Below are 23,529 nucleotides of genomic sequence, written 5' to 3'. Positions count from 1 at the left end.
TTATTAAAATTCTAGAATAAAATACTAGCTAGCTTAACCTCCTGACCAAGCTGTAATTAAACGATAATGTCGTGGTAAGTGGTCACTTATGCTGTATTTTTGTGGTTGTTTTTTGACCGCTAGTTCTATAACTTCTCTTCTCAACGTCACCCAGTCATTTGAAAGAGACATTTTTATGCCAGCAGTTATGACCCTAAAAAAAGTTGTTATCAGTGCAATGTTCGGCTTTGCTGTAACTGGATATGGTATTTCAACTGCCAATGCGTCAGTTACCACGTCTCCAGCTAATCACCTACTTTCTACATTGAAGTATGTTGAGCTTGAAGCTGATCAGGGTGATACAAATATGCAGCTTTTTCTCGGGCGTGCTTATTTAGAAGGAACTAATGGTCTTAAGGTTGACCGACTAAAAGGTATGTATTGGTTACAGAAAGCAGCTGTTGATATGCCTGAAGTCAAAACTATGATTGCTGATTTATTTAAAGCAGGTCAGGTTGTACCTAAAGATGCGTCGCAAGCTTTATATTGGTATACAGAAGCTGCAAAAGAGGGTTCTGTACCAGCAATGATTGAGCTAGGCTCATATTATGCGTCAGGGGCTACGGGCTCAGTTGATTGTGCTAATGCGATTAAATGGTTCAATGATGCATCAAATGGTGGGTCGTTAGAATCTAAGCGTAATCTAGTATGGTTATATGCAACCTGCACCGACGAACGTATGCGTGATGGTGAACGCGCTCTTAAGTTAGCAAAGCAAGTCTTAAGTCGCACTGGAACAGGTGATGCAGGTGATTATGATAATCTTGCAGCCGCGTATGCAGCATGTGGTGAATTTTCAAAGGCAGTAAATGCACAAAAAGCAGCAATTGGTAAGTTAGAAAAAGACGTGCCGAGTAATAAAGCTGAGCTAGTAAATACACAGCGTATTGCTAAGTTCGAGCAACGTTTACAGCTTTATAAGCAAAGCCAAACACTTTATAGCGCTTCACTTTAATCATGATTTAATCGCTGATAAATAGATTCCTCATAAAAGGGCTGACTTCTAATACTCTAACGAGTTATGGAAGTCAGCCCTTTTTGATCACAGCTTATTTTCGTGACAAGAAGCCTATGAAAAATGACTAGCGACTTTTAAAAAGATATAAATTCATCGTTATTGCTTAGCAATCTCGATGGGGTTTGTGTCTTCTACTTGCATTAATTTATTATACTTTGCTACCGTCTGTTCAAATTGGACTTTTTCTTTGGTCGGAACCGATGACGCCATTGGAATCTTAGCCGTCATTGGGTTTACGGGTTTATTTCTAATCAAAAATTCATAATGAATATGTGGACCGGTAACTCGGCCAGTTTGCCCTGAGAGTGCAATTTTTTGTCCACGAGATACTTTTTGCCCTTTTTTCACTAAGATTTTACTGTTGTGCAAATATCGGGTTCGGTAATTTGCCCCGTGTTGAATAACAATATAACGGCCAGCATAAGGGTGGTTGGTGGTCATTACCACGAAACCATCACCAGTTGCTAATACTGGTGTTCCACTTGGTGCCGCAAAATCGACACCATTGTGTGGTGCCCGGCGACCAGTAACGGGATGACGACGGTTCGCATTAAAATTCGAACTAATACGCCAGCGCTTAGCGGAAGGGTAAGGTAAAAAGGCACGTTGCAGGCTTTCACCGTTAGCATCGTAATAATTACCGTCTTCATGTAGATAGGCTGATATTATTCGGCCTCGGTTTTCAAGCCGAATAGCCTTAATGTCGTGCAATCCGGTGGCTTTGCCTTCGATATATTGATTAGCAACGACAACTTCAAAGGTATCGCCAGCCTTAAGATCCCGCGAAAAATTAACCTTATCTTTTAATAAGTTTATGATTTCGTTAATTTCACTAAAATCCAGTCCTGCTTTTTGAGCCGATACCGAGAAGCTGCCATAAATACTGCCGGCAGCAACAGATGACTTCCATGTACCTGGTAACGTAATTTCAACAAACTCAAACCCACCCTCATTCACTCGTTGATAGTCAACGCGCTGAGCGGCATTAAATTCTAATTCTAATTTGTCTAGGCGCTGCCCCGAGTCATCTAACCAGAACCGTAAAAGGTGGCCTGGTCGCAACGTATCAATACGTAAATTGTCTAAGTCAGCTTCCATCACCTGTTGCATATCAGATAAGGGGATGCCGAGTTTTGCAAAAATCTCACTTAGCGTATCACCTGATTGAATCTGATATTCATAGCTAGGCGGGTTTACAATGTCTTTTATTGAGTCGTTGTGAGGGCCCGAAGCGGGGGCTGGGTTTACTGATGTGAATGATGCGATATCTAATTCGATGTCTTGAATAGGACTAGAACGAAAAGATAAAACTGTCGCAACAGTGACCAAAGATAATCCCGCAATGCTTAGTAATTTATAGTTAATAAACTTACTTAATACTGTCATTTTAAACGTCGACATAAATAGAAGTGCTCATCATTATTATTTTTTTGTGTTGTATTTGCGCCAAATAGGCACAAAATTTCACCATAAAAGCACAGCATTTCTGAACGGTAAATGAACTGACGTTTCGAGAGGTTAATTTATAAACAATTAATGATTTGAATTTTACAAGCAACTTCAGAGGGTTTGTTTTCTGTTAGTTTTCACGATAATCGACAATGCTTAAAACTGTAATGCAGCTCGGATGTGCTTCAAAATATGTGTGTTTGTAACATTGTTAACTATACTTTTTTAACGGTTACCTCATGAGTCGTAAGGTGAGGTGGGTGGCATATTTAGAATAGGATATTAGCAATGAGTAGCGTCGATAATGTTGCCGATAAAGATAAATCAAAATATGAGTGGCGATCATTTATTTTCATCACTGTTTTTCTCTTCCCCATTTTGTCTGTAGCGCTTGTTGGTGGTTATGGCTTCATTGTCTGGGCACTACAAATCTTCTTCCTCGGTCCTCCCGGCCACGGCTAATTCAAATCACAGTCAATAAACAGACAGGTTAAGATTATGATGAGTTTTATTAAAAAGCTGTGGGGCACTTTTTGGCGTCCTGCGGTGCATATTAGTTTAGGCATACTCACGTTAGGCGGCTTTGTTGCAGGTGTGATTTTCTGGGGTGGCTTTAATACAGCACTAGAAATTACCAATACAGAAAAGTTTTGTATTGGCTGTCATGAGATGAAAGATAACGTGTACGAAGAATTACAAACAACGGTGCATTGGTCGAATAATGCCGGTGTAAGAGCAACATGCCCCGATTGTCATGTCCCTCATAACTGGACGGATAAAATTGCAAGGAAGATGCAGGCTAGTAAGGAAGTGTTTGGCGCTATTTTTGGCACGATTGATACCCGCGAAAAGTTCTTAGCTAAACGGGGTGAATTGGCACAGCATGAATGGAAACGTTTTGCGTCTAATGGTTCTCTCGAATGTAAAAACTGCCACCAGTACGAAAGTATGAAGTGGGAAGAAATGTCGACTCTGGCGCAATCGCAAATGAAGCAAGCGGCCGAGAAAGATCAAAGTTGTTTGGATTGTCATAAAGGTATTGCTCACAGCTTACCCGACAATATGGATACTTCTGGTGGCATGGTATCGCAGTTAGTGTCGAAATCTCATAATACCAGCTACACCGAAGGGAGTAATTATTTCAGCGTTCGTTACTTACCTATGTATGAAGATGAAGCATTAACCCAAAGTGGCGGAGAACTGAATCCTGCTTCTGAAGTAAAAGTCGTGGCAGTGAAAGGCAATGCGATACAAATTGAAATTAATGGCTGGCGTAAAATGAAAGGATTTGGACGCGTTATATCTGAAGACTTTGGGATAAATATTCCGACTGCCGCTTTAAGCAAAGATGCTGCGAAAAATGACACGTTAGTACAGAAATTTGAAGAAAAAGAAGATGATTTAACCGGTCTTCCTTGGCAGCGCGTAACAGTGAAATTGTGGATGCCAAAAGAATCGTTAGTAGACAATGTAGATATGATCTGGAGTGAAACTAAGTCTGCTTACACAACCAACTGTAGTGTTTGTCATACTCAGCCAGCAGAAAACCACTTCGACGCCAATACGTGGCCAAGTATGTTTAACGGCATGCTAGCGTTCGTTAACCTCGACCGTGATAGTGAAGCGTTAGTGCTTAAATACCTACAAAAACATTCATCAGATTTTTCTGATTCTGGTCACTAAATAATACCATTCTGGATAAGTCGATAATCAGTTACTTGTCTAGGGTGGTGTAATAGAGAGAGGGATTTTTTATGTCTCTGAGTCGACGTAAATTTTTAAAAGGGCTAGCAACGACAAGCGCTGTGTCTGTGATAGGACCAAGCCTTTTGGTGCAAGCTGCCAACGCTGCAACAGAAGCTACAACCAATACTGCCGATGGGATCTGGAAGGTATCAGGTTCTCATTGGGGGGCTTTTCGCGCCCGTATTTATAACGGTAAAGTGCAAGAAATTAAGGCCTTAGAAATAGATAAGTATCCTACTGATATGCTGAAAGGCATTAAAGGTATTATCTACAGTCCATCGCGTGTTCGGTATCCGATGGTACGGCTTGATTGGTTGAAGAAGCACAAATACAGCGGTGAAACACGAGGTAATAATCGCTTTATTCGGGTGACATGGGATGAAGCATTAGACCTGTTTTATCAAGAATTAGAACGCGTGCAGAAAGATTATGGCCCTTGGGCGTTACATGCGGGTATGACGGGCTGGCGACAAACAGGGCAGTTCCACAGTTGTACATCACACATGCAACGTGCTGTTGGTATGCATGGTAATTTCATGACGAAAGTCGGTGATTATTCCACCGGCGCTGGTCAAACGGTTTTGCCCTATGTACTAGGTTCGACAGAGGTTTACGCGCAAGCCACATCATGGCCAGAGATTTTATCGAACAGTAAAACGATTGTGTTATGGGCGAACGATCCCTTCAAAAATACGCAGGTAGGGTGGCAAGCCGAAACACATGGCTCGTATGAATATTATGAGCAGTTAAAAGAGAAAGTGGCAAAAGGTGAGATCAAAGTGATCTCTATTGATCCGGTTAAATCAAAAACGCAGAACTATTTGAATTGTGATCAGGTTTATGTGAATCCCCAAACTGACGTGGCATTCATGTTAGCCATCGCCCATACGCTTTATAAAGAAGATCTTTATGATAAAAAGTTTTTAGAGACTTACGCATTAGGCTTTGATGATTTCTTGCCGTATGTGCTTGGTAAAGCGAAAGATAACATAGAAAAAACACCAGAGTGGGCCGAAAAAATTTGTGGCGTGAAGGCTGATCAGACTCGTGAACTGGCACGCCTCATGGCAAAAGATCGTACACAGATAATGTTCGGTTGGTCGATTCAACGTCAGCAACATGGTGAGCAACCTTACTGGATGGGGGCCGTTATTGCTGCCATGTTGGGGCAAATTGGTTTACCGGGGGGCGGCGTGTCTTATTCTCACCATTATAGTGGTGTAGGGATTCCTCCTACTGGCGCTGCTGGGCCGGGTGGTTTTCCACGTAATGTGGATGAAGGTCAAAAGCCCAAATGGGATAACGATGATTTTAATGGTTACAGTAAAACCATTCCTGTCGCACGGTGGCTTGATGCGATTTTAGAGCCGGGCAAAGAAATTAAATATAACGGCAGCAAGGTGATCCTGCCGGATACTAAGATGCTGGTGGTGAGCGGCTGTAACCCTTGGCATCATCACCAAGATCGTAATCGGATGAAGAAAGCATTTCAAAAGCTACAAACGGTAGTGACGATTGAATTTGCATGGACAGCAACATGCCGATTTTCTGACATCGTTTTGCCTGCTTGTACGCAGTTTGAACGTAACGATATAGATTTATATGGTGCGTATTCGGCGAGTGGTATATTGGCGATGCATAAGCTGGTTGATCCACTGTACCAGTCGAAAACGGACTTTGATATTTTCACTGAGTTAGCACAACGATTTGATCGTCAGAAAGAATATACACGTGGTATGAGTGAAATGGAGTGGGTGCGTATGTTGTACGCCGACTGCAAAAAAGCGAACAAAGCCAACTTCCCAATGCCAGAGTTTGAACAGTTTTGGGCTGATGGCATTGTTGAATTTGGCCCCGGAAAACCCTTCATTCAACATGCCGGATTCCGTGAAGACCCTGAAATAAATCCATTAGGTACGCCTTCTGGTTTTATCGAAATTTTCAGTCGTAAGATTGATCGCTATGGTTACGAGCACTGCCAAGGCCACCCGATGTGGTTTGAAAAATCAGAACGATCTCATGGTGGGCCACATTCAGATAAATTCCCATTGTGGTTACAATCTTGTCACCCTGATCAGCGTTTACACTCGCAAATGTGTGAGTCAGACGAATACCGAGCGACCTATACGGTACAAGGTCGAGAGCCTGTTTATATCAGCCCTGAAGATGCGAAAGCTCGTGGCATTAAAGATGGGGATCTGGTACGCGTATTTAATGATCGAGGGCAACTGTTAGCGGGTGCAAAAGTATCTGATAACTACCCAATAGGTGTTATTCGTATTCATGAAGGCGCTTGGTATGGCCCGCTAAATGAAAAAATTGGTGCGATTGATACCTATGGCGACCCTAATACGGTTACGCAAGATATAGGATCATCAGAGCTTGCTCAGGCAACCAGCGCCAATACCGTTATCGTAGAGATTGAGAAGTTCAAAGGGGAAGTGCCACCGGTAACAGCATTTGGCGGTCCAATATTTGAAAGTTAAGCGATTTTTCTAACGATCTTAAGAGTTGCTTCGACAGCTCTTTTTATTTTAATGCCAATCGAATAAGTATTTAATAAAACACGCTATGCTTTGGTATAAAGAGCATATTATCGGAAACATAAAAGAAACCATGATGAAAACAGAGCAATCAAGCAGCCCACAAATCAGTGAAACAAAAAACTCTACTCAAGAAGAGAGTGTTGCACCAACCCAAAAATCGGCACCGGTTTATGGTATGGGAGACGCTACTTTGCTAGCCGCTGGCGGTGAAGTGGGGGTTAAAAAACTGGTTGATGCTTTCTATGATTACATGGACACATTGCCGGAAGCTGAGGTTGTACGTGCGATGCATAAGCCCGATCTTACGGATTCTCGTGAAAAGCTCACTACGTTTTTAACCGGTTGGATGGGGGGGCCATCTCGTTATGCTGAAAAATATGGCAGCATGAATATCCCTGGTGCTCATCGTCATCTTTCCATTGGTATTGCAGAAAAAGAAGCGTGGCTATTGTGTATGCAAAAAGCACTTGATGACCAAGGTTATGATGATGTTTTTAAACGTTACGTTATGGTACAACTTTCTTTCCCTGCTGAAATGTGTCGTAACCGAAGTTAATCTTTTCTTTAGCACGTGTAGTACAAGGCACTAAAACCGTTCTTTCATCGTTATATAGCGCTCGCGGATATGTTCAATGAGCGCTTGAATTCGCTTTGATGGCTTTTTTGTATATGGATATACAGCGTAAATCCCCACCACTTTGCCGGAATGCTCCGGTAATATTTCAATCAGCTTTCCTGATTTAAGATCATCGAATACCAGACAAGTTGGCAAGTAGGCGATCCCGTTATTCGCTAATGTTGCTTTACGAAGGGCGACGGCGTTATCCGAAGAAAAGTTACCGTTTACTTTCAGCGTATAAGTTTCAGTGTTATTGCGAACGAATAGCCAATCAAACGGACCAGTACTTTGCTGGGTATACCCCAAGCAGTTATGGTGATGCAGGGCTTTGGGTGTTTCCGGTACGCCATGTTTTTCTAGGTAATCGGCTGAAGCACAGATAACCCAACGAGAATTGAATATGTGGCGGGCAATTAAGCTTGAGTCTTCAAGGTAGCCTGTGCGTATTACTAAGTCATAGTTTTGCGCGACTAAATCGACAAAGTGATTATCCATCGACATTTCAACTGTTAGCCCTGGGTGCTTCTGGCAGAAATCAGAAAGAGCTTCAGCAAGTAAGAGTTCTCCTGAAATGGTTGGAACAGATACTCTTATATTACCGGATAGGGCTTCATTATAACCGGTGATGGCATCAAAGGCGGACTGGGCAACTTGGTTAATATCTTTTGAACGGTGATAAAGTATCGAGCCTGGTTCGGTGAGCGTGAGTTTACGAGTGGTGCGGTAAATCAACTGTACCCCAAGTTGGTTTTCAAGCTTACTGATCCGCTTGCTGACGACTGATTTAGTGATTTTGTTTAGTTCAGCCACTTTGCTAAAAGAGGCATGTTCTATAACTTGGGTAAAAAGAACCAGATCATCGATTTGAGGCATTTGGATGTTTCTCGTCGTTGGGTTTGTATAAGTACGGGGTTGATATAAGTATAAAGAGGAAAAGGTCAGGCTCCTAGTTATGATATGAATAACTAAGAGTCTGGTCTTTGATGGTTCTAGGCGATTAAGTTTCGTACTTACATGTCGTCAATGATGACGTAGGTTGCGTAAATAGGGCCGTGTACACCAATAACTTTGATTAGCTCAATGTCGGCGGTTGAGCTTGGACCAGAAATAAAGTTAACGCAAGAAGGTAGGCGTTCACCTTTCTTGGCTTTTTCATGTAAAACCGCAGTGGCCTGAGTGAGTCGTGCAACGAGGTGGCTTTTGGGCACGACAAAGATAGATGCTTCCGGTAATAGACTAATGGCACGACCTTGCGCTGGCTGGCTGTATAGCACCATGGTGCCAGATTCGGCTAAAGCCTGTTCGGCGAAAACAATCCCCACTTTTGCACGCTCGGCAACCTCAATATTCGGACCATAGCCAAGTTTTGTATCCCAAATATGAACAATATGCTCAGGAGTATCAAGTTGTTCTGGGTCAAATATGGCCAGCAGACGAGAGTCTGCAGAGACTATTGTCTCGCAAGGTGCCTGAGTGGTATCAGTACTGTTATCCTCATCAGTACAGTACTTTTTACAGACGTCTGCAAGGGTAGCGGTAAGTGCTGCTTTTGTTGTTTCAATAGCCTGCGAACCTAAAGCCGTGCGGGTGTAATTAACGAGCACGTCTTTGAGCTCATCAGTACTAAACTCAGCCATTACTTCATGGTGGCAAGTATGCTTTAGCTTAGGACGCTCAACTGGTTCAGTTTGGCGTGGGCGCCCTAGTTTGTTCGCTATATTATCGAGAAAGCTGTCGCGGTTATGAATTTGACTCATGGTTACCACTCCTAAAATTAGTTACGGTTTTTGAACCAGCTACGGAAAGATTGACCATCAGGCTGCGGTAGATCACGCGCTTCAGTCCATTCGCTAATAGCCCCCATTTGCAAAGGCAGTTTACCGTTTCGGATCAAACCACTTGCTACGGTTGCCCCTATTTTTACCGTCTTATCCCACAAGAGTGGGTGAGCATTTATGATGTTAAAGGCGCCTACTGCAGCTCGCTCGGCAAGCGGGGTGATTTTTTCCTCTCCCATTTTCTGGCGGTGTTTGAGTAGCAGATCGGAAAGAGGGATTTTGACCGGACATACATCATGACAGGCTCGGCACAAGCTACAGGCGTAGGGCAGATCTTTAAAGTCATCGTAGCCACCTAATAGGGGTGACAGCACTGCACCAATGGGACCTGAGTATATAGACCCATATGACTGACCACCGATATGGCGATAAGCAGGGCAAGTGTTAACGCAAGCTGCACAACGTACACAACGTAGAATGTCGCGAAATTCTGAGCCTAGAATATCAGAGCGTCCATTATCGACGATGACAAGGTGAAACTCTTCTGGGCCATCAAGGTGCTCTTCCTCACGAGGACCGGTTAGTGCAGTTACATAGCCCGTGAGCGGAATACCAACCGCACTACGACATAGTAGGCTGATGACAATATCGAGTTCTTCAAAGGTAGGAACAATACGCTCCATCCCCATAACAGCGATATGGGTTTTGGGTAGGCTTGTCGCTAATCGCGCATTACCTTCGTTGGTCACCAGTGTAACAGTGCCTGATTCGGCAACCGCAAAGTTACACCCAGTGATCCCTATGTCGGCTTGCAAGAAGTCGTGGCGAATATAATCACGGACATATCGAGTCAGCTCTTCAGGGTCTTCACTGCCTTGATAGCCAATTTTTTCTTTAAAGATATCGCGGATCTGGTAACGGTTTTTGTGTAAAGCGGGTACGACAATGTGCGATGGAGGATCGCAATCATCAACTTGTAGAATGTATTCTCCCAAGTCTGTTTCAATGACCTCACAGCCATTACGTTCAATGATCTGATTAAGGTTAATTTCCTCTGTGACCATTGATTTGGACTTCACCACCTTTTTAGCATTTTTCGCTTTGATAATGCTTTCTACATAGTTGGTAGCATCACTGGCTGTACGGGCGAAGAAAACTTGTCCGCCATTGTTTTTTACGTTCTCGCTAAGCTGGTGTAGGTAGTAATCAAGGTTTTCTAGCACATGGTCGCGAATATCCATGCCCATTTCTCGCCACTGCTCCCAGTTACCCAATTTATCAGCCGCTATCTGGCGATTGGTATACATGCGGGTTTGGGCATTGGCGACAGATTCACGCATAAAGTCATCTTTCATTTGAACTTTGATGCGTTCTTTGAATTTTAGTTTGCTGGTTTTCATTGACATAGTGTGATCTCCTTAGCGGCTCATCAGCACATCGACAATGTGCAATACTTTTATAGGTTTGCCTTCACGGCTAATACGTCCACCAATATTAACCAAACAGCTAATGTCAGCACCGATTAAGTAATCAGGCTCAACCGCTGAAATGTGATGGACCTTTTCTTTCACCATTTCTGCGGAGATATCAGCCATTTTGACGGAGAACGTGCCGCCGAAACCGCAGCAGGTTTCCTGATTTTCGATGGGTAGCATCTCTAATCCTTCAACGTTAGCAAGTAGGGCTAATGGTTCTTCTCGTACATTGAGTTTGCGGATCAAACTGCATGATGGGTGGTAGACAGCTCGGCCTTCAAGACGAGCGCCTACATTGACTGTTCCTAGCTGGTTGACAATAAATTGCGTTAACTCGAACAGACGGTCGGCAACATGTTGTGCTCGTTCTGCCCATTCGGGTTCATCGGCGAGGTATTCAGGGTAGCGTTTGATCGATGCCGCACACGATCCAGCTGGCGTAACAATTGGCAGGTCATTGCATTCAAATGCCTTGATTAAATTTTTCATGGCCGGCTTGCTGCTTTCGATATACCCGCTGTTTAGCGAAGGTTGGCCACAGCATCCTTGTTGCTCGGGAAAAATGACTTCGCAGCCAAGCTGTTCAAGTAGCATGACCGTTTTTTTAGCCACTTCGGCTTTCACGGTATCGCATAAGCAGGTGACGAAAAAGTTTACCTTCATAATTGCTCCAGTTGACGGTGATCCGCCATGTGTTTCGTTTTGGCAACCGAAGTTGCTGTACTCGCCCTTGTCGATTAACTCTCGGGGCCGTAGGTTATCCGGCAGTCATTGCTGCCGGATTTATTGTTATAGCGGTGCGTATTTTGTAGGGTTAGATAAACACACTCACCACCGCGACAATCGCCCCATAAAGCATCATCGGAATGACTGTGCGTTTAATGATGTAACCTTCTTTGTTGGCGATTCCCAAAATGGTTGAGACGGCAATAATATTGTTGATACAGACCATATTACCCATCGCTCCCCCCACTGACTGAAGTGCCAAAATGGTGGTTTGTGGTAGATCGACAGTGTGAGCGATGGTTTGTTGGATCCCACCAAAGGTGAGGTTAGACACGGTTGCCGAACCAGAGAAAAAGGCACCGAGTGCGCCCAAGAATGAGGCGAAATACTGCCAGTTAGCACCCGTTAGTTCGGAGAAAGCGCGACCCGTTGTCATTATTGGTGAATTGTCGCCACCCATCATCATGAGTTTGACCATAATCAAAGCACCAATAAGGGCGATTAATGGCATTTTTATTCGGCTTGCCGTTTCGGTGAAGACTTGCTTAACCATTGGCTTGGTTAGGCTTAATACTGGAATTGAAATCAGTACAACCAATAAGAAAGGGATCAGGGCGGGCACATACAGGGTCTTATAGGCCCATGCCGTATCTGTACCTAAAATATTGGTTAGCTTGATGATCAGGGCTTGGCTGATAGATAGGTCACCGAATGCGCCTAGCTGGAAATTGAATAATGGCGTGGCATCGTTCAGCATGGATTTGATACCCAGCTGTTGAATGCGGGTGACAATCAAAATACTGATTAGAATCAGTGTTGGGCTCATGGCTTTGATAATTTGAGACCGTGAAACATGCTTAATTTTATTAAGATTGCTCTCGTTTTGGGTTTCTAAGCCGATATTAGAACGCGCAAGTAAAATGGAACCCGCCATACCAATGGCACCACCAATGAGTGCAGGGAACTCATAGTTCCACTGTGCGAGTAGAAAGTACGGAATAGTACAAGCCAACACACTTAATTGGATAAACAGTATATTACGGCGAATTTGCTGCCAGCTTACGACAAAGCGAAGCGCAATAACGGGAATAACAAAAGCAGCAATAGCATGCATCAGCGCAGAATTACGGCCTGTAATTAACAGCTCGGCTTCCGTAAGTCCAAGATTGCCAAAGCCAAACCATGTAGGCGTACCCACCGCACCGAAAGAAACAGGTACAGAGTTCATAACCAAGGCAAGCATAGCGACTTTTAATGGGTTGAATCCAAGCCCGACTAAAATAGGTGCTGCAATCGCAGCCGGGGTACCAAAACCAGATGCTCCTTCAATCATGAAGGCAAAAGCCCAGCCAATGATCATTAATTGGGCGACTTGATTTCGGCTGATTGTTTCCAACCATTGACGGATAACGTCTTCTGCACCTGATAATGCAATAGTACGATTAAGCAAAATAGCGCCAGTAATAATGGATATTGGCGTAATGGCTGACAGGGTTCCAGCAATAATATTGGCACCAAGAAGGGTGAAATCTGAACCAAAATAAAAAAGTTGTAGTAAACCAATAAATGCAGCTGTTGTGGGTAAAGCAATGTGGGATGGTAAAGCATTACGCTTGGTCATCATCCAGATCAGTAGCAAAATAGGGACTACCGAAATAATCAGGTTTAACATGGGTACTTTCACTCCATCGTGAATCTTATTGTTATAGAACGCCATTTCTCAGCAATGAAGGCTGGAATGGTCTTTTCTGTTTTGTAATTTTGTTTAACGAAATTGCAATGACGACGTCGTGAGTAGAATATTTTAAGTATCAAGAGGATTGGCGCTATGTTTTTTTATTGATGGTTTCATCAGACAAATCATCAATTTGTGATTGATGTTTAGATGTTAAATCAACCCTGTATCATTAATTCAGTACCTTTCAAACACTTACTTTTTTTCTGGTCTTTTTGCTGAGAACTGATTAGAGCAGTATTGGAAACAATAATTTTGTAGCAATGCACCAATAGAAGTGTGTGTTTAATAGCGGATTAGGGTGTTTTTACTGAATGATTAAAAATGGGAATGACGAAGGGAAAATGTAATGTCGTAAAATTACGACATTACATGGGGATTGATGAATTTCTTGTTGTAAACTTTCTCTAGATATTTACGATTCTAAGACAAGATTATGCGACGAGCTCTGGTGCATCTGCTTGGGCCCAATGAACACACTGCTCAGCTAAAATGTCGAGAGAATCTAAACAGTGCTGCGGTTGAGAAATTGTCTGCTCTGCGAGCGCGACAGGTATTTCGGTACAACCAAAAATAACGGCTTCAGCACCACGGTTAAGCATTGCTTCAAAGACGGGTTGCATAAGTTGCTTACCATGCTCCACATTCCCCGCTTTGACCGCATAGATCCCGTTCATTATTGCTTGCTGCTCTGAATCGGTTGTTTCGATAGCATCGATTTGCTGTTGAGCCAGTTTTGTTTGGTACATACCTGCCATCATTGTTGCTGTGGTCGCGAGTAGACCGACGGTGCGGTAGCGACGGTGTTTTGCTTCGTCAACAACGCTATCAATAATGCTGATGGTGTGCACGTTACAGCTATTGGTTAGGCGGGTGTACCAATAATGGGCAGTATTACAGGGCATGACTATACATTCGGCGCCTGCCTGCTGTAGCTGCTCCATCCCTTCTTTTAGTGCTGGATATGGATCTTCACCGTTGCTGATAAGATACGCGGTTCTATCTGGAATCTGCGGATTATTACTAACAAGCATCGGAATATGCTGTTGATCATTATGAGCAGGGGTACGTGAAATAATTTTCTGCATAAATTCAACAGTCGCTAATGGACCCATACCGCCAAGAATTCCTAATTTTCTGCTCATGTTATTGTTCCTACAGTATTATTAACTGCAATCACTATAAGGTGACGGTGGTTTGATTTGAAATGCCGTTGCTGAGGCTATTATGCCGAATCCGTATGACTAAATAATAAAACTGTGATCATGAGTGCTTGAAATATATCTGGATAGCTTACTCGTTTCGATATACTACTTTTTTATCTTTAGCTCAAATCTTATGAATATAGAAAGTAAGTGGTTAGAAGATTTTCTGGCGCTCGCGGATGTTAGAAATTTTTCTATGGCAGCAAAAATACGTAATGTGACCCAGCCAGCATTTAGTCGCCGGATTAAAGCATTGGAGCATATGGTGGGCACAGAATTGGTAGACAGAAGCAAGACACCTGTTTCTCTTACGCCCAGTGGTCGACTATTTCGGATAACAGCCCGTAGCCTGATGAACCAAATGGTGGATGGAATTGGTCAGCTGTCTGATTTATCAAAACTTGGCGGTAATATGGTTCGGGTGGCGGCAGCCCACTCGTTAGCAACCAGCCTTGTACCGTCTATTCAACCTAAGTTATTGGCAGGTAAGCATAGCCCCTTATTGAGTGTTGAAGCGATCGATGTCGATCAGGCGATTGAGGAGCTGCAAGAAGGTAGTTGCGATTTGTTATTAGCATTTGATGATGAGTTGCTTCGGTTACCACCCTATCAATCACTACAAATTGGACAGGCGGAGCTGTTGCCCGTTTGTGCGTGTAATAGTGAGGGGAAACCACTTTATCAGCTCACCAAAGACAAAGAAGTGCCATGGTTGGCATACAGTCCGAGTTCTTATATGGGGCGTCAAATTGAAGCTATTCGTGATCAGGTTAACCTGAAGGCAGTATTTTTATCATCGATGACAGATTTACTTAAAGTACTGGTACTCAAAGGGCAGGGAGTCGCTTGGTTACCGGATTATGCTATACAGGAAGAATTGGCGAGCGGGAAAGTGGCGGTTGTCGGTGAACCCTATCTTCGATTACCGATCACCTATTATGCTTATCGCTATCAGGCTCGTTTACACCCAGCAGGTGAGCAAGTATGGCAAACATTGCGCAACTTGAACGGTGAATGAATCGACGCAATTATACCGGTGAGTTTACGAACTCTTAAATTTCGGGAAAAGATGTGACTTCATTTCATTGGTTACATTCCACTACCAATTCCTAGGTGGAATAGGTTGTCGTCCTATCTTTCGCTATTCGTTATTCGTGCGTAGTGTTACCGTCATCGCTCTTACTGGTTGTTAAAAGAGACATTATTAAATGGACTTGTCGTTTGAAATTCTTGGGTTACTTTTTTTAGTGGCAGGTTTGGCGGGTTTTATTGATGCGATCGCTGGCGGTGGTGGAATGATAACCGTACCCGCTTTACTTGCTGTCGGTGTGCCGCCTGCTCAAGCATTGGCCACCAATAAACTTCAAGGTTCGTTTGGTAGCTTTTCTGCTTCGTTATATTTTGTTCGAAATGGTTTTGTCAGTTTGAAGGAAATGCGTAACGCGATTGTGTTTACGTTTATTGGCTCTGCCATTGGTGCCGTGCTTGTTCAGCGCATTGATGCGGGTGTGCTAACAAGTTTGATCCCTGCTTTACTGGTGTGTATTTCGTTGTATTTTCTATTTGCCCCTCAAACGGGTAAGGGAGGTGGCACACCAAAGCTGTCAGAGAATGCCTTTGCTTTCACTGTTGGTACTAGTATCGGATTTTACGATGGATTTTTTGGACCAGGTGCGGGCTCTTTGTTTACGGTTTGTTTTGTTGCTCTTGCTCAATTTGGATTGGTGGAAGCAACGGCAAGAACCAAGATTCTTAATTTCACGTCGAACTTTGCCGCATTATTATTCTTTATAATGGCAGGGCTACCGATTTGGGAAATAGGGTTGTTGATGGCGGTTGGTGGCTTTATTGGTGCACGTATGGGGGCCAAGGTAGTCATTTCTAAAGGGCAGAAACTTATCCGACCTATGGTCGTGATTATCTCGATGGTAATGGCGATTAAATTGCTTTGGGAACAGAATCCGCAATGGTTTCAATAAGCTTACTAACACGCTCTGATTGATAGCTCTTCGGGCGGTAGCATAAATGAACCGGACGGGTGAGCTCATCAAGAAACTCAAAATGATGGCAGTAAATTGGTTCGATTTTTAAGGTTTTGATGATCGAAACAGGTACTAATGCAGGTGCAACACCACCTAATGCCAGTTGTGCTGCAGCCGTATAAGAGTCCATCTCCATTAACGGAATAATGCCTGCTTTTTGAAGCAAACTGGCTTGGTTGGCATTTGATGGATTATTGAAGTCATTAACAAGTAGTTGCTGGGGCTGCTGTCGCAATGGTTGGTGACTAATAACAGAGAAAGGCTCATTGAATAGGTGACGGGTCGACAGGCCATGCTGGGGGGTTAAATGCCCGGCACAAAAGCCAATTGTTGCATCGCCAGATTGCACTCTCTCGATGATGAACGGGGTATGGTGAGTCGTAATGCTAATGTACGGGTCGTGCTGAATGTAAGCCCCCATCATATTACCCAGATAGCCAGCGACTAAGGTTTCGGAACAGGCGAGATAAATGGGAGTATGGTCTTGATAAGGTTGTTGATCAAAAATCAGCCCTTTTATTTCTTTATAGCTTGGTCCGACATTGTCAATAAGCGTAATGGCATCGGCTGTTAGTTTGATATGGCGACCAGCAGGTTCGATTAATTTCTTTCCTAATCTCTTCTCTAGTCTTGCAATACGTTTACTGACGGCTGATTGGCTTATATATAAACGGCTACCTGTTTTACTCATGGTGCCTTCTTTAGCCAACACCAGTAATGTTTCGATTCCTTCAAGTAGCACACTGTTATCCAATCATTGAATTATTGGAATCAATATAATCATGCTTTAGGCTGAAAGCTAGGGTTTGGGCATTTATTATTTAAGAGGTTGTGATTGAAGGGAGTAATGCGTTCACTGTTGGCGTATAAAAATGTGTTAATAAAGAAAGCCGATATAACCAGCCTTCTTTATTGAGCAATAACAATGAACAAAAGGAATAAGCTAAGTGGCTTAATTATTGTTCTGTCGTTGTTTCTTGCTGCGTAATGCTGCCTACTTCTAAAAGTGGTGCAACATTTAAATGTTCTGCATTCATCATCGAAGAGATACGCTGAACTGATGACAACAACAAAGATTGTTCCCAATCATCAAGATCTTGATATTGAGAGACAAAACTGTCTTGTAAAGGAAGAGGGGCTTTCGCAATAACCTCGATACCTTTTTCAGTTAGGTGTGCGTGTACTTTTCGTTTATCTAGCTTACTTCTTTCTCGTACCACTAATTCTCGTTTTTCAAGACGATCTAGAATGGTGGTTGCCGTCGCCTGGCTCATATTGGTGTTATTTGAAAGCTGGCGAATAGTGACTTTTTCTCCGGAATCACGGATAGCACGCATCAAAACAAGTTGCGGCCCAGTTAATCCTGCGTCTTTATTCAATTTTCTTGAGTGCAGGTCGATTGCTCGGATGATTTGTCGAAGGGCAATGAGAACTTCTTCGTGCTTGTCCATTTAACTCTCCAAAGATAATTTCCGCGAAAATACAACAAACTGAACTAACATGGAAGCTTTAGTTTTTGCTCTGGACGACATTTTTCATAACTCAGATATACTTGATTAAAATAGCGACATGCTAAGAACCATTATATTGATGCATTTCACGATATTCGTTTGATATAAAAAGTTTAGTGCACTAAACGATTTTCATCTCAATGATATATACAGCATGTATTTTTCGGTGTTTATTTGAAGAGAAAATGCTTAAATATGCAAATGTTTTACTGATGCAGGGGCGTTTTTTATGCCTCGTTTTTAATATATACCCAAGATACTTCAAGATGCAGAATTTTCGCTGAAACGAGCCTTTATCTATCAGTATGATAGCTTTTAAGCTTGAGAATAACGTGTAAGCACTCAGGCGTTGTTGTATTTTTGAAACAAGTTAAATTGCCAGTACAAGCTACATTTAAGCCCAAAGGCAAGCGTATTTGCCATACTTATGTGGTGCTCCTTGGGGAAATAGTAATGGCAATGATACGGCAATCATGTATTTCTTTACTGCTTAGCTCAATCATCAGCGTAAGTGTGTCAGCAAATGAGCCGGTGTTAACGCCAACACCAGCTCTTCTATCTGAGCAAAGCATTAACACACAGCAACAATTTATATCTGAGCCTGTGGTGTCACCCGAAACCGCATTGCAACAGCAAAAGTCGCTACTTTGGGTGAAAGAAGTTGCCGATGATCTCTCATCTATTCAATATATTGATAAACTCGCACAGCTTTATGCCTCTATTGCTTACACTCCCATCTGGCAAGATGCATTTGCAGCTACTGAACTTGAAGAGCAATTACGTATTGTCACTCTTTCGGGTGTTAGTTCTGATTTGTCTCGCCGCTACTCTCAACTTAAACATTACAAATTAGCGAATGATTGGCGCCAGTATGATTTATTGGCGACAGATACATTGTTAGCGTATATGAGTTATATCGAAAATTTGCCTGAATTTGGTCGTGGTTGGCTATTTGGAACTGGCGTCGATGTACCATTACCGTTGCCTACCGAGATGCAAACAGGGCGCTTGCTTGATGCGATTGACAATAATCGTATGCGTTATTTTGTTACCTCGCTTAAGCCTGTAAATGACAATTACAATAAAATGATACTGGCAATGCAGACACTAGAAGTATCAGAATCTGAACATTGGCCTGGGTTCTATCAGCAGGGGATTATCCGACTAGGCGATCGCCTTAAAGATCCTGACAGCCTCATCACTATTCTTGAAAGAATGGGAGATATAACAGAATACGATGCTGATAGAATGCGGACGTCTCAACTCCGCTCACTGACTATTCCACTTTCACTAGGGGTTAAAACATTTCAAAAACGACATGGATTAAAGGTCGATGGCGTTATTGGACCTAAAACGCGATATTGGCTAGCCATAACCCCAAAAGAACGTATTCGTGTTTTGGCGTTAAACGCTCAACGAGTACGTTTATGGCCTGCAGAATATAATTCAGTGTTAATTGTCAATATTCCGGGTTATGAGCTTAATTTATGGCTTGATAATAAACATGTATTCGATAGTAAAGTGATAGTAGGTCGTCCAAGTCGTCGCACACCTTTAATATCATCGAAGGTGAATTCAGTGGTATTTAATCCTTATTGGAATGTACCTAAGTCGATTATGCGAAAAGACATTTTACCTAAAGCTCGTCGAGATAGAAGTTACTTGTACCGCCATAACTATGCGGTAATTCGAAGCTGGAACAGTTCAGAGCAAATTCCAATACATACGATTCATCCAAGCATGTTGTATGCAAAAACGTTTCCGTATCGATTACGTCAAAAGCCTGGCAATAAGAATGCGTTGGGTTTGTATAAATTTATTATACCGAACGATAATTCGATTTATTTACATGATACCCCAGCAAAAAGCTTATTTAATAAAGATGACCGGGCATTTAGTTCAGGGTGCGTAAGGGTCGAGAATGCTGATGTTTTGGCATTAATCCTACTCAATTATTCTGGCGTTACAGAGCAGCGTTTTTATGAGCTCTCGGGACGTAAGCAAACCAAGACAATAGGCCTTCGGAATAAGGTGCAAGTACACCTCATTTATCAGACTGCTTGGGTTGATGACGGTGGGCTTGTAAACTTCCGTGATGATGTGTATTTATACGATAAAGTGAGCGGTGGTTCGCAAAGCGATCAAAAATATACATCAGCTTACAATCATTAAATTACTTATTTCTCAATAATTAGACACTGCTTTGATAAAAAAGCAGTGTTTTTTTGTCATTTTGCTATTTGACTGAACATTACCTGAACGTTATCTTGCTTGAGCTACTAAAGTAGTACACCTTTTTATTCGTTTGATTTTGGTTTTGTTTCGATGTCTGATTTTAATTACATGCGCCGTCAGCTTTTGATTGCTGGTGGACTCACGTTAGGTGCATGTCTAGTGCCAGGTATGGCGATTGCGAGTCCTTTTAAAGCTACCAATCCACGTAAGATTTCACTGTGTAATATTCACACTGGTGAAGATATAGACAGTGAGTTTTTTAACGGTGAAAGCTACATTAAAACTGAGTTAAAACGCATTGATAATATTTGCCGTGATTTCCGACAAAATGAAGTGGCTAAAATGGATAAACGTCTTTTTGATGCCATTACTGAAATTCAAGCAAACTTAGGTCATAAAGGCCAAGTTCGTATTATTTCAGGTTATCGCTCTCCGGCAACCAATAAGATGTTACAAAAGAAAGGTGGCGTGGCAACCAAGAGCTATCACATGAAAGGTCAAGCGATAGATTTTAACCTAGAAGGTGTGTCTTTATCTAAAGTGCGCAAAGCAGCCATCGATTTGCAACTCGGTGGTGTTGGTTATTACCCTAAAAGTAATTTTGTTCATATTGATACAGGCCCTGTTCGCCGCTGGTAATATGGCCTATTTATGCTTGATTGCGAGGGGATTCTCTCGCTTTAAATACATTTTTTATTTTGAAACTCTTCTTTTACTCTTAATTCTCCTATTATTTCTTCGGACTTTTAAGCCTTCGATATAGCCACTCTTCATTCCCTTTTGGCAGCAAGCATGGCATTCTTGCCTCTAGTTTTAATGTTATGCCAATCTCGACAAGTACTGATCATCTACTTATCAAGAATGGCATCAGTTTAGGAAAAGAGGACGTATGAGTCTCCAGTTTGAAATTGTTCCTGTTACCCCATTCCAACAGAATTGTTCTATTGTTTGGTGCGATGAAACTAAAGAAGCGGCGATTGTGGATCCAGGTGGCGATATCCACCTTCTTAAAGCAAAAGCTCAGCAGCTTGGTTTGAATGTGACACAACTGTTGTTGACCCATGGTCACCTTGATCATGTTGGTGGTACTGCGCCATTAGCCGCTGAATTAGATGTTCCTATTATTGGTCCTCATAAAGATGATGCATTCTGGCTTGAAGGTTTACCTCGCCAGAGTGAAATGTTTGGTTTCCCGTTAACAGAAGCTTTTGCGCCGACTCAATGGCTATCTGAAGGCGATGAAATTACTATTGGTAATCAGAAGCTTCAGGTTATTCACACACCAGGCCATACCCCAGGTCATGTTATTTTGTTTAATGATGATGCAAAAGTGGCATTTGTGGGTGATGTGCTGTTTAAAGGTGGCGTAGGGCGTACAGATTTCCCTCAAGGTGATTACCAAACATTGATCGATTCCATCAAAGGCAAACTGTGGCCGCTTGGCAATGATGTGACTTTTGTTCCGGGTCATGGTCCGTTGTCTACTTTTGGTAATGAGCGTGTATCTAACCCGTTTGTTGCTGATGAGATGCCATTGTATTAATACCAATCTAGGTAAGTATCTAAGAATAAGGGGATAGCAGTAGAGTCTCCTTATTTTCACATCAATCTTATTTATCATTTGTGTAGCTGTTGTACTTATCCTTAATGAAAGTGTGATTACTTTCACGCTTTTCTGACAAAACACCTAGAACTAGGAATTATTCCTAATTGTTTTAGGTCGCCTTCTCAAGCCAGCCTTCTTGGTAGTCTTTAAAATTCTCTACAAATCTGGTTCATCATCGCTTTTGGCTTTTTACAATGAAACACTTTCCCCCCCGATATGTGTTTTGTCTTTAATTGGTCATCGCTGGACAAAATAATAACTCTTCTTGCCCTGATGATATCCAGCGATTCTGCTTACTGAATGCTACGTAATGTTCATAACATTCAGTAAGCAGGCTTATTTTGAACAAATTTGTAGAGGGTTTCACATGTTAAAATTGTTGGAACAGGTCAGAAAACCGACCTTAGATCTGCCTGTAGAAGAACGCCGTAAAATGTGGTTTAAACCATTTATTCAATCATACTTGGTTGTATTTATTGGCTACATGGCAATGTATTTAATTCGTAAGAACTTTAACGTTGCCCAAAATGACATGATCTCTACCTATGGCCTGTCGATGACAGAGCTTGGTTTAATTGGTCTTGGCTTCTCAATTACTTACGGCATTGGTAAAACCGCTGTTTCTTATTACGCTGACGGAAAGAATACAAAACAATTTCTTCCATTCATGTTGATTCTGTCAGGTATCGCAATGCTGGGCTTCAGTGTCAGCATGGGCGGCTCAGGTGTTAGCTTATTCTTGATGATTGCCTTCTATGGCTTAAGCGGCTTTTTCCAAAGTACGGGTGGTCCTTCAAGTTATTCTACAATCACTAAGTGGACACCGCGTAACAAGCGTGGCTCGTATCTTGGTTTGTGGAATATGTCTCACAACGTGGGTGGCGCGGCAGCTGCTGGTGTTGCACTGTTTGGTTCGAACTACCTGTTCGGCGGTCACGTGGTGGGTATGTTCGTCTTCCCGTCCATTATTGCAATTGTCCTTGGTTTTATTGGTTTACGCTATGGTAACGATTCACCTGAAGCTTATGGTTTAGGTACTGCTGAAGAATTATTTGGTGAAGAAGCGAGCGCTGAAGATCTAGAAGCCGAAGAAAACCAGATGACGAAGCGCGAAATATTCATGGAATACGTGCTGAAAAATAAAGTGATTTGGCTACTTTGTTTCGCGAATATCTTCTTGTACGTGGTACGTATTGGTATCGATCAATGGTCTACGGTTTATGCTTATCAAGAACTGGGTCTATCGAAAGAAACGGCAATTACGGGCTTTACCTTATTTGAAGTAGGCGCATTAGTCGGTACGTTAATGTGGGGTTACCTATCTGATTTGGCGAACGGTCGCCGTGCAATCGTTGCCTGTGTTTCATTAGTGCTTATTATTTTCACTCTTGAGTTTTACCAGCATGCAACGAATGAATACATGTACCTTGGTTCATTATTCGCCCTTGGTTTCTTGGTTTTTGGTCCTCAGTTATTAATTGGTGTTGCAGCCGTTGGCTTTGTACCGAAAAAAGCGATCAGTGTTGCTGATGGCGTAAAAGGTACGTTTGCTTACCTTATTGGTGATAGCTTTGCGAAATTGGGCTTAGGTATGATTGCTGATGGTACGCCTATTTTTGGCCTAACAGGTTGGAAGGGTACATTTGCTGCATTAGATGCGTCAGCTGCGATTTGTATAGTGTTATTACTTTTCGTAGCCATCGCCGAAGAGAAAAAAATCCGACGTGAAAAACGCATACAAAAACAGCTAGTAACAGACGCTGCATAATTTGAATAATACGTAGAAAGAAGCCACCTAT

20 protein-coding genes are annotated in these 23,529 nt (G+C 42.5%); 11 read left to right on the top strand and 9 right to left on the bottom strand.

Translation table 11 applies throughout. From position 1 onward, the window contains the following. The first annotated feature begins 175 nt into the window (after positions 1-175). Positions 176-994 carry a tetratricopeptide repeat protein gene (locus C9J12_RS10920; protein ID WP_107242744.1) on the top strand — a complete coding sequence of 273 codons (819 nt, stop codon included), beginning with the start codon at positions 176-178 and terminating at the stop codon, positions 992-994. Between the two features lie 159 nt (positions 995-1,153). Here C9J12_RS10920 and C9J12_RS10915 read toward each other — a convergent pair whose 3' ends face one another. Continuing rightward, positions 1,154-2,458, bottom strand: coding sequence for a peptidoglycan DD-metalloendopeptidase family protein (locus C9J12_RS10915; protein WP_107242743.1), 1,305 nt, complete (start codon positions 2,456-2,458; stop codon positions 1,154-1,156). Between the two features lie 336 nt (positions 2,459-2,794). Here C9J12_RS10915 and torE point away from each other — a divergent pair, with 336 nt between their 5' ends. From torE to C9J12_RS10895, 4 genes are all read left to right on the top strand, one after another. After that, the gene (gene torE / locus C9J12_RS10910) at positions 2,795-2,968 is read left to right on the top strand and encodes a trimethylamine N-oxide reductase system protein TorE (RefSeq protein WP_006233652.1); all 174 of its coding nucleotides are present in this window, start codon (positions 2,795-2,797) and stop codon (positions 2,966-2,968) included. A gap of 36 nt (positions 2,969-3,004) precedes the next feature. After that, positions 3,005-4,189 carry a pentaheme c-type cytochrome TorC gene (gene torC, locus C9J12_RS10905; protein WP_107242742.1) on the top strand — a complete coding sequence of 395 codons (1,185 nt, stop codon included), beginning with the start codon at positions 3,005-3,007 and terminating at the stop codon, positions 4,187-4,189. A gap of 71 nt (positions 4,190-4,260) precedes the next feature. Continuing rightward, entirely contained in the window at positions 4,261-6,738 is a 2,478-nt protein-coding gene (torA, locus tag C9J12_RS10900) for a trimethylamine-N-oxide reductase TorA (protein ID WP_107242741.1), read from the top strand. Positions 6,739-6,823: 85 nt separating this feature from the next. Continuing rightward, a complete protein-coding gene (locus tag C9J12_RS10895; protein ID WP_227876329.1) occupies positions 6,824-7,354 on the top strand; it encodes a group II truncated hemoglobin in 531 nt (176 codons plus the stop codon). A gap of 30 nt (positions 7,355-7,384) precedes the next feature. Here the strand turns inward: C9J12_RS10895 and C9J12_RS10890 are convergent, their stop codons facing one another. From C9J12_RS10890 to cuyB, 6 genes are all read right to left on the bottom strand, one after another. After that, entirely contained in the window at positions 7,385-8,290 is a 906-nt protein-coding gene (locus tag C9J12_RS10890) for a LysR family transcriptional regulator (protein ID WP_107242739.1), read from the bottom strand. A 137-nt stretch (positions 8,291-8,427) separates the two neighbouring features. Then, a complete protein-coding gene (locus C9J12_RS10885) occupies positions 8,428-9,174 on the bottom strand; it encodes a LutC/YkgG family protein (RefSeq protein ID WP_107242738.1) in 747 nt (248 codons plus the stop codon). Positions 9,175-9,191: 17 nt separating this feature from the next. Then, positions 9,192-10,601: a LutB/LldF family L-lactate oxidation iron-sulfur protein gene (locus C9J12_RS10880; RefSeq protein WP_107242737.1), complete on the bottom strand. Its 1,410-nt coding sequence runs from the start codon at positions 10,599-10,601 to the stop codon at positions 9,192-9,194. A 12-nt stretch (positions 10,602-10,613) separates the two neighbouring features. After that, entirely contained in the window at positions 10,614-11,333 is a 720-nt protein-coding gene (locus C9J12_RS10875) for a (Fe-S)-binding protein (protein WP_107242736.1), read from the bottom strand. A 151-nt stretch (positions 11,334-11,484) separates the two neighbouring features. Further along, on the bottom strand, positions 11,485-13,068 hold the full coding sequence (locus C9J12_RS10870) for an L-lactate permease (protein WP_107242735.1): 1,584 nt from the start codon (positions 13,066-13,068) through the stop codon (positions 11,485-11,487). Positions 13,069-13,565: 497 nt separating this feature from the next. Then, positions 13,566-14,276 carry a cysteate racemase gene (cuyB, locus tag C9J12_RS10865; protein ID WP_107242734.1) on the bottom strand — a complete coding sequence of 237 codons (711 nt, stop codon included), beginning with the start codon at positions 14,274-14,276 and terminating at the stop codon, positions 13,566-13,568. A 193-nt stretch (positions 14,277-14,469) separates the two neighbouring features. Here cuyB and C9J12_RS10860 point away from each other — a divergent pair, with 193 nt between their 5' ends. Both C9J12_RS10860 and C9J12_RS10855 read left to right on the top strand, forming a co-directional pair. Further along, entirely contained in the window at positions 14,470-15,354 is an 885-nt protein-coding gene (locus C9J12_RS10860) for a LysR substrate-binding domain-containing protein (protein ID WP_107242733.1), read from the top strand. 190 nt (positions 15,355-15,544) lie between these two features. Continuing rightward, positions 15,545-16,315, top strand: a complete 771-nt coding sequence (locus C9J12_RS10855) for a TSUP family transporter (protein ID WP_107242732.1) — start codon at positions 15,545-15,547, stop codon at positions 16,313-16,315. Here the strand turns inward: C9J12_RS10855 and C9J12_RS10850 are convergent. Both C9J12_RS10850 and C9J12_RS10845 read right to left on the bottom strand, forming a co-directional pair. Beyond that, complete coding sequence (locus tag C9J12_RS10850; RefSeq protein ID WP_107242731.1) at positions 16,275-17,120, bottom strand: LysR family transcriptional regulator; 846 nt, start codon at positions 17,118-17,120, stop codon at positions 16,275-16,277. The two genes, C9J12_RS10855 and C9J12_RS10850, sit on opposite strands and share 41 nt — an antisense overlap. Positions 17,121-17,334: 214 nt before the next feature. Then, positions 17,335-17,829: a MarR family winged helix-turn-helix transcriptional regulator gene (locus C9J12_RS10845; RefSeq protein WP_107242730.1), complete on the bottom strand. Its 495-nt coding sequence runs from the start codon at positions 17,827-17,829 to the stop codon at positions 17,335-17,337. Positions 17,830-18,342: 513 nt separating this feature from the next. Between C9J12_RS10845 and C9J12_RS10840 the strand changes: the two genes are divergently transcribed. The 4 genes from C9J12_RS10840 to uhpT all read left to right on the top strand — a co-directional run bounded on the left by C9J12_RS10840 (position 18,343) and on the right by uhpT (position 23,498). Further along, on the top strand, positions 18,343-20,061 hold the full coding sequence (locus tag C9J12_RS10840) for a L,D-transpeptidase family protein (protein WP_107242729.1): 1,719 nt from the start codon (positions 18,343-18,345) through the stop codon (positions 20,059-20,061). A 153-nt stretch (positions 20,062-20,214) separates the two neighbouring features. Beyond that, positions 20,215-20,763, top strand: a complete 549-nt coding sequence (locus C9J12_RS10835; protein ID WP_011219023.1) for a YcbK family protein — start codon at positions 20,215-20,217, stop codon at positions 20,761-20,763. Between the two features lie 250 nt (positions 20,764-21,013). Beyond that, on the top strand, positions 21,014-21,667 hold the full coding sequence (locus C9J12_RS10830) for an MBL fold metallo-hydrolase (RefSeq protein WP_107242728.1): 654 nt from the start codon (positions 21,014-21,016) through the stop codon (positions 21,665-21,667). 430 nt (positions 21,668-22,097) lie between these two features. After that, positions 22,098-23,498, top strand: coding sequence for a hexose-6-phosphate:phosphate antiporter (uhpT, locus tag C9J12_RS10825; RefSeq protein ID WP_107242727.1), 1,401 nt, complete (start codon positions 22,098-22,100; stop codon positions 23,496-23,498). The last annotated feature ends 31 nt before the right edge of the window (positions 23,499-23,529 follow it).

It is taken from the genome of Photobacterium frigidiphilum (assembly GCF_003025615.1).
Classification (GTDB): Bacteria; Pseudomonadota; Gammaproteobacteria; order Enterobacterales; family Vibrionaceae; genus Photobacterium; species Photobacterium frigidiphilum.
The sequence above is the reverse complement of the archived record's forward strand: the minus strand, read 5'-3'. Positions and strand labels throughout refer to the sequence as shown.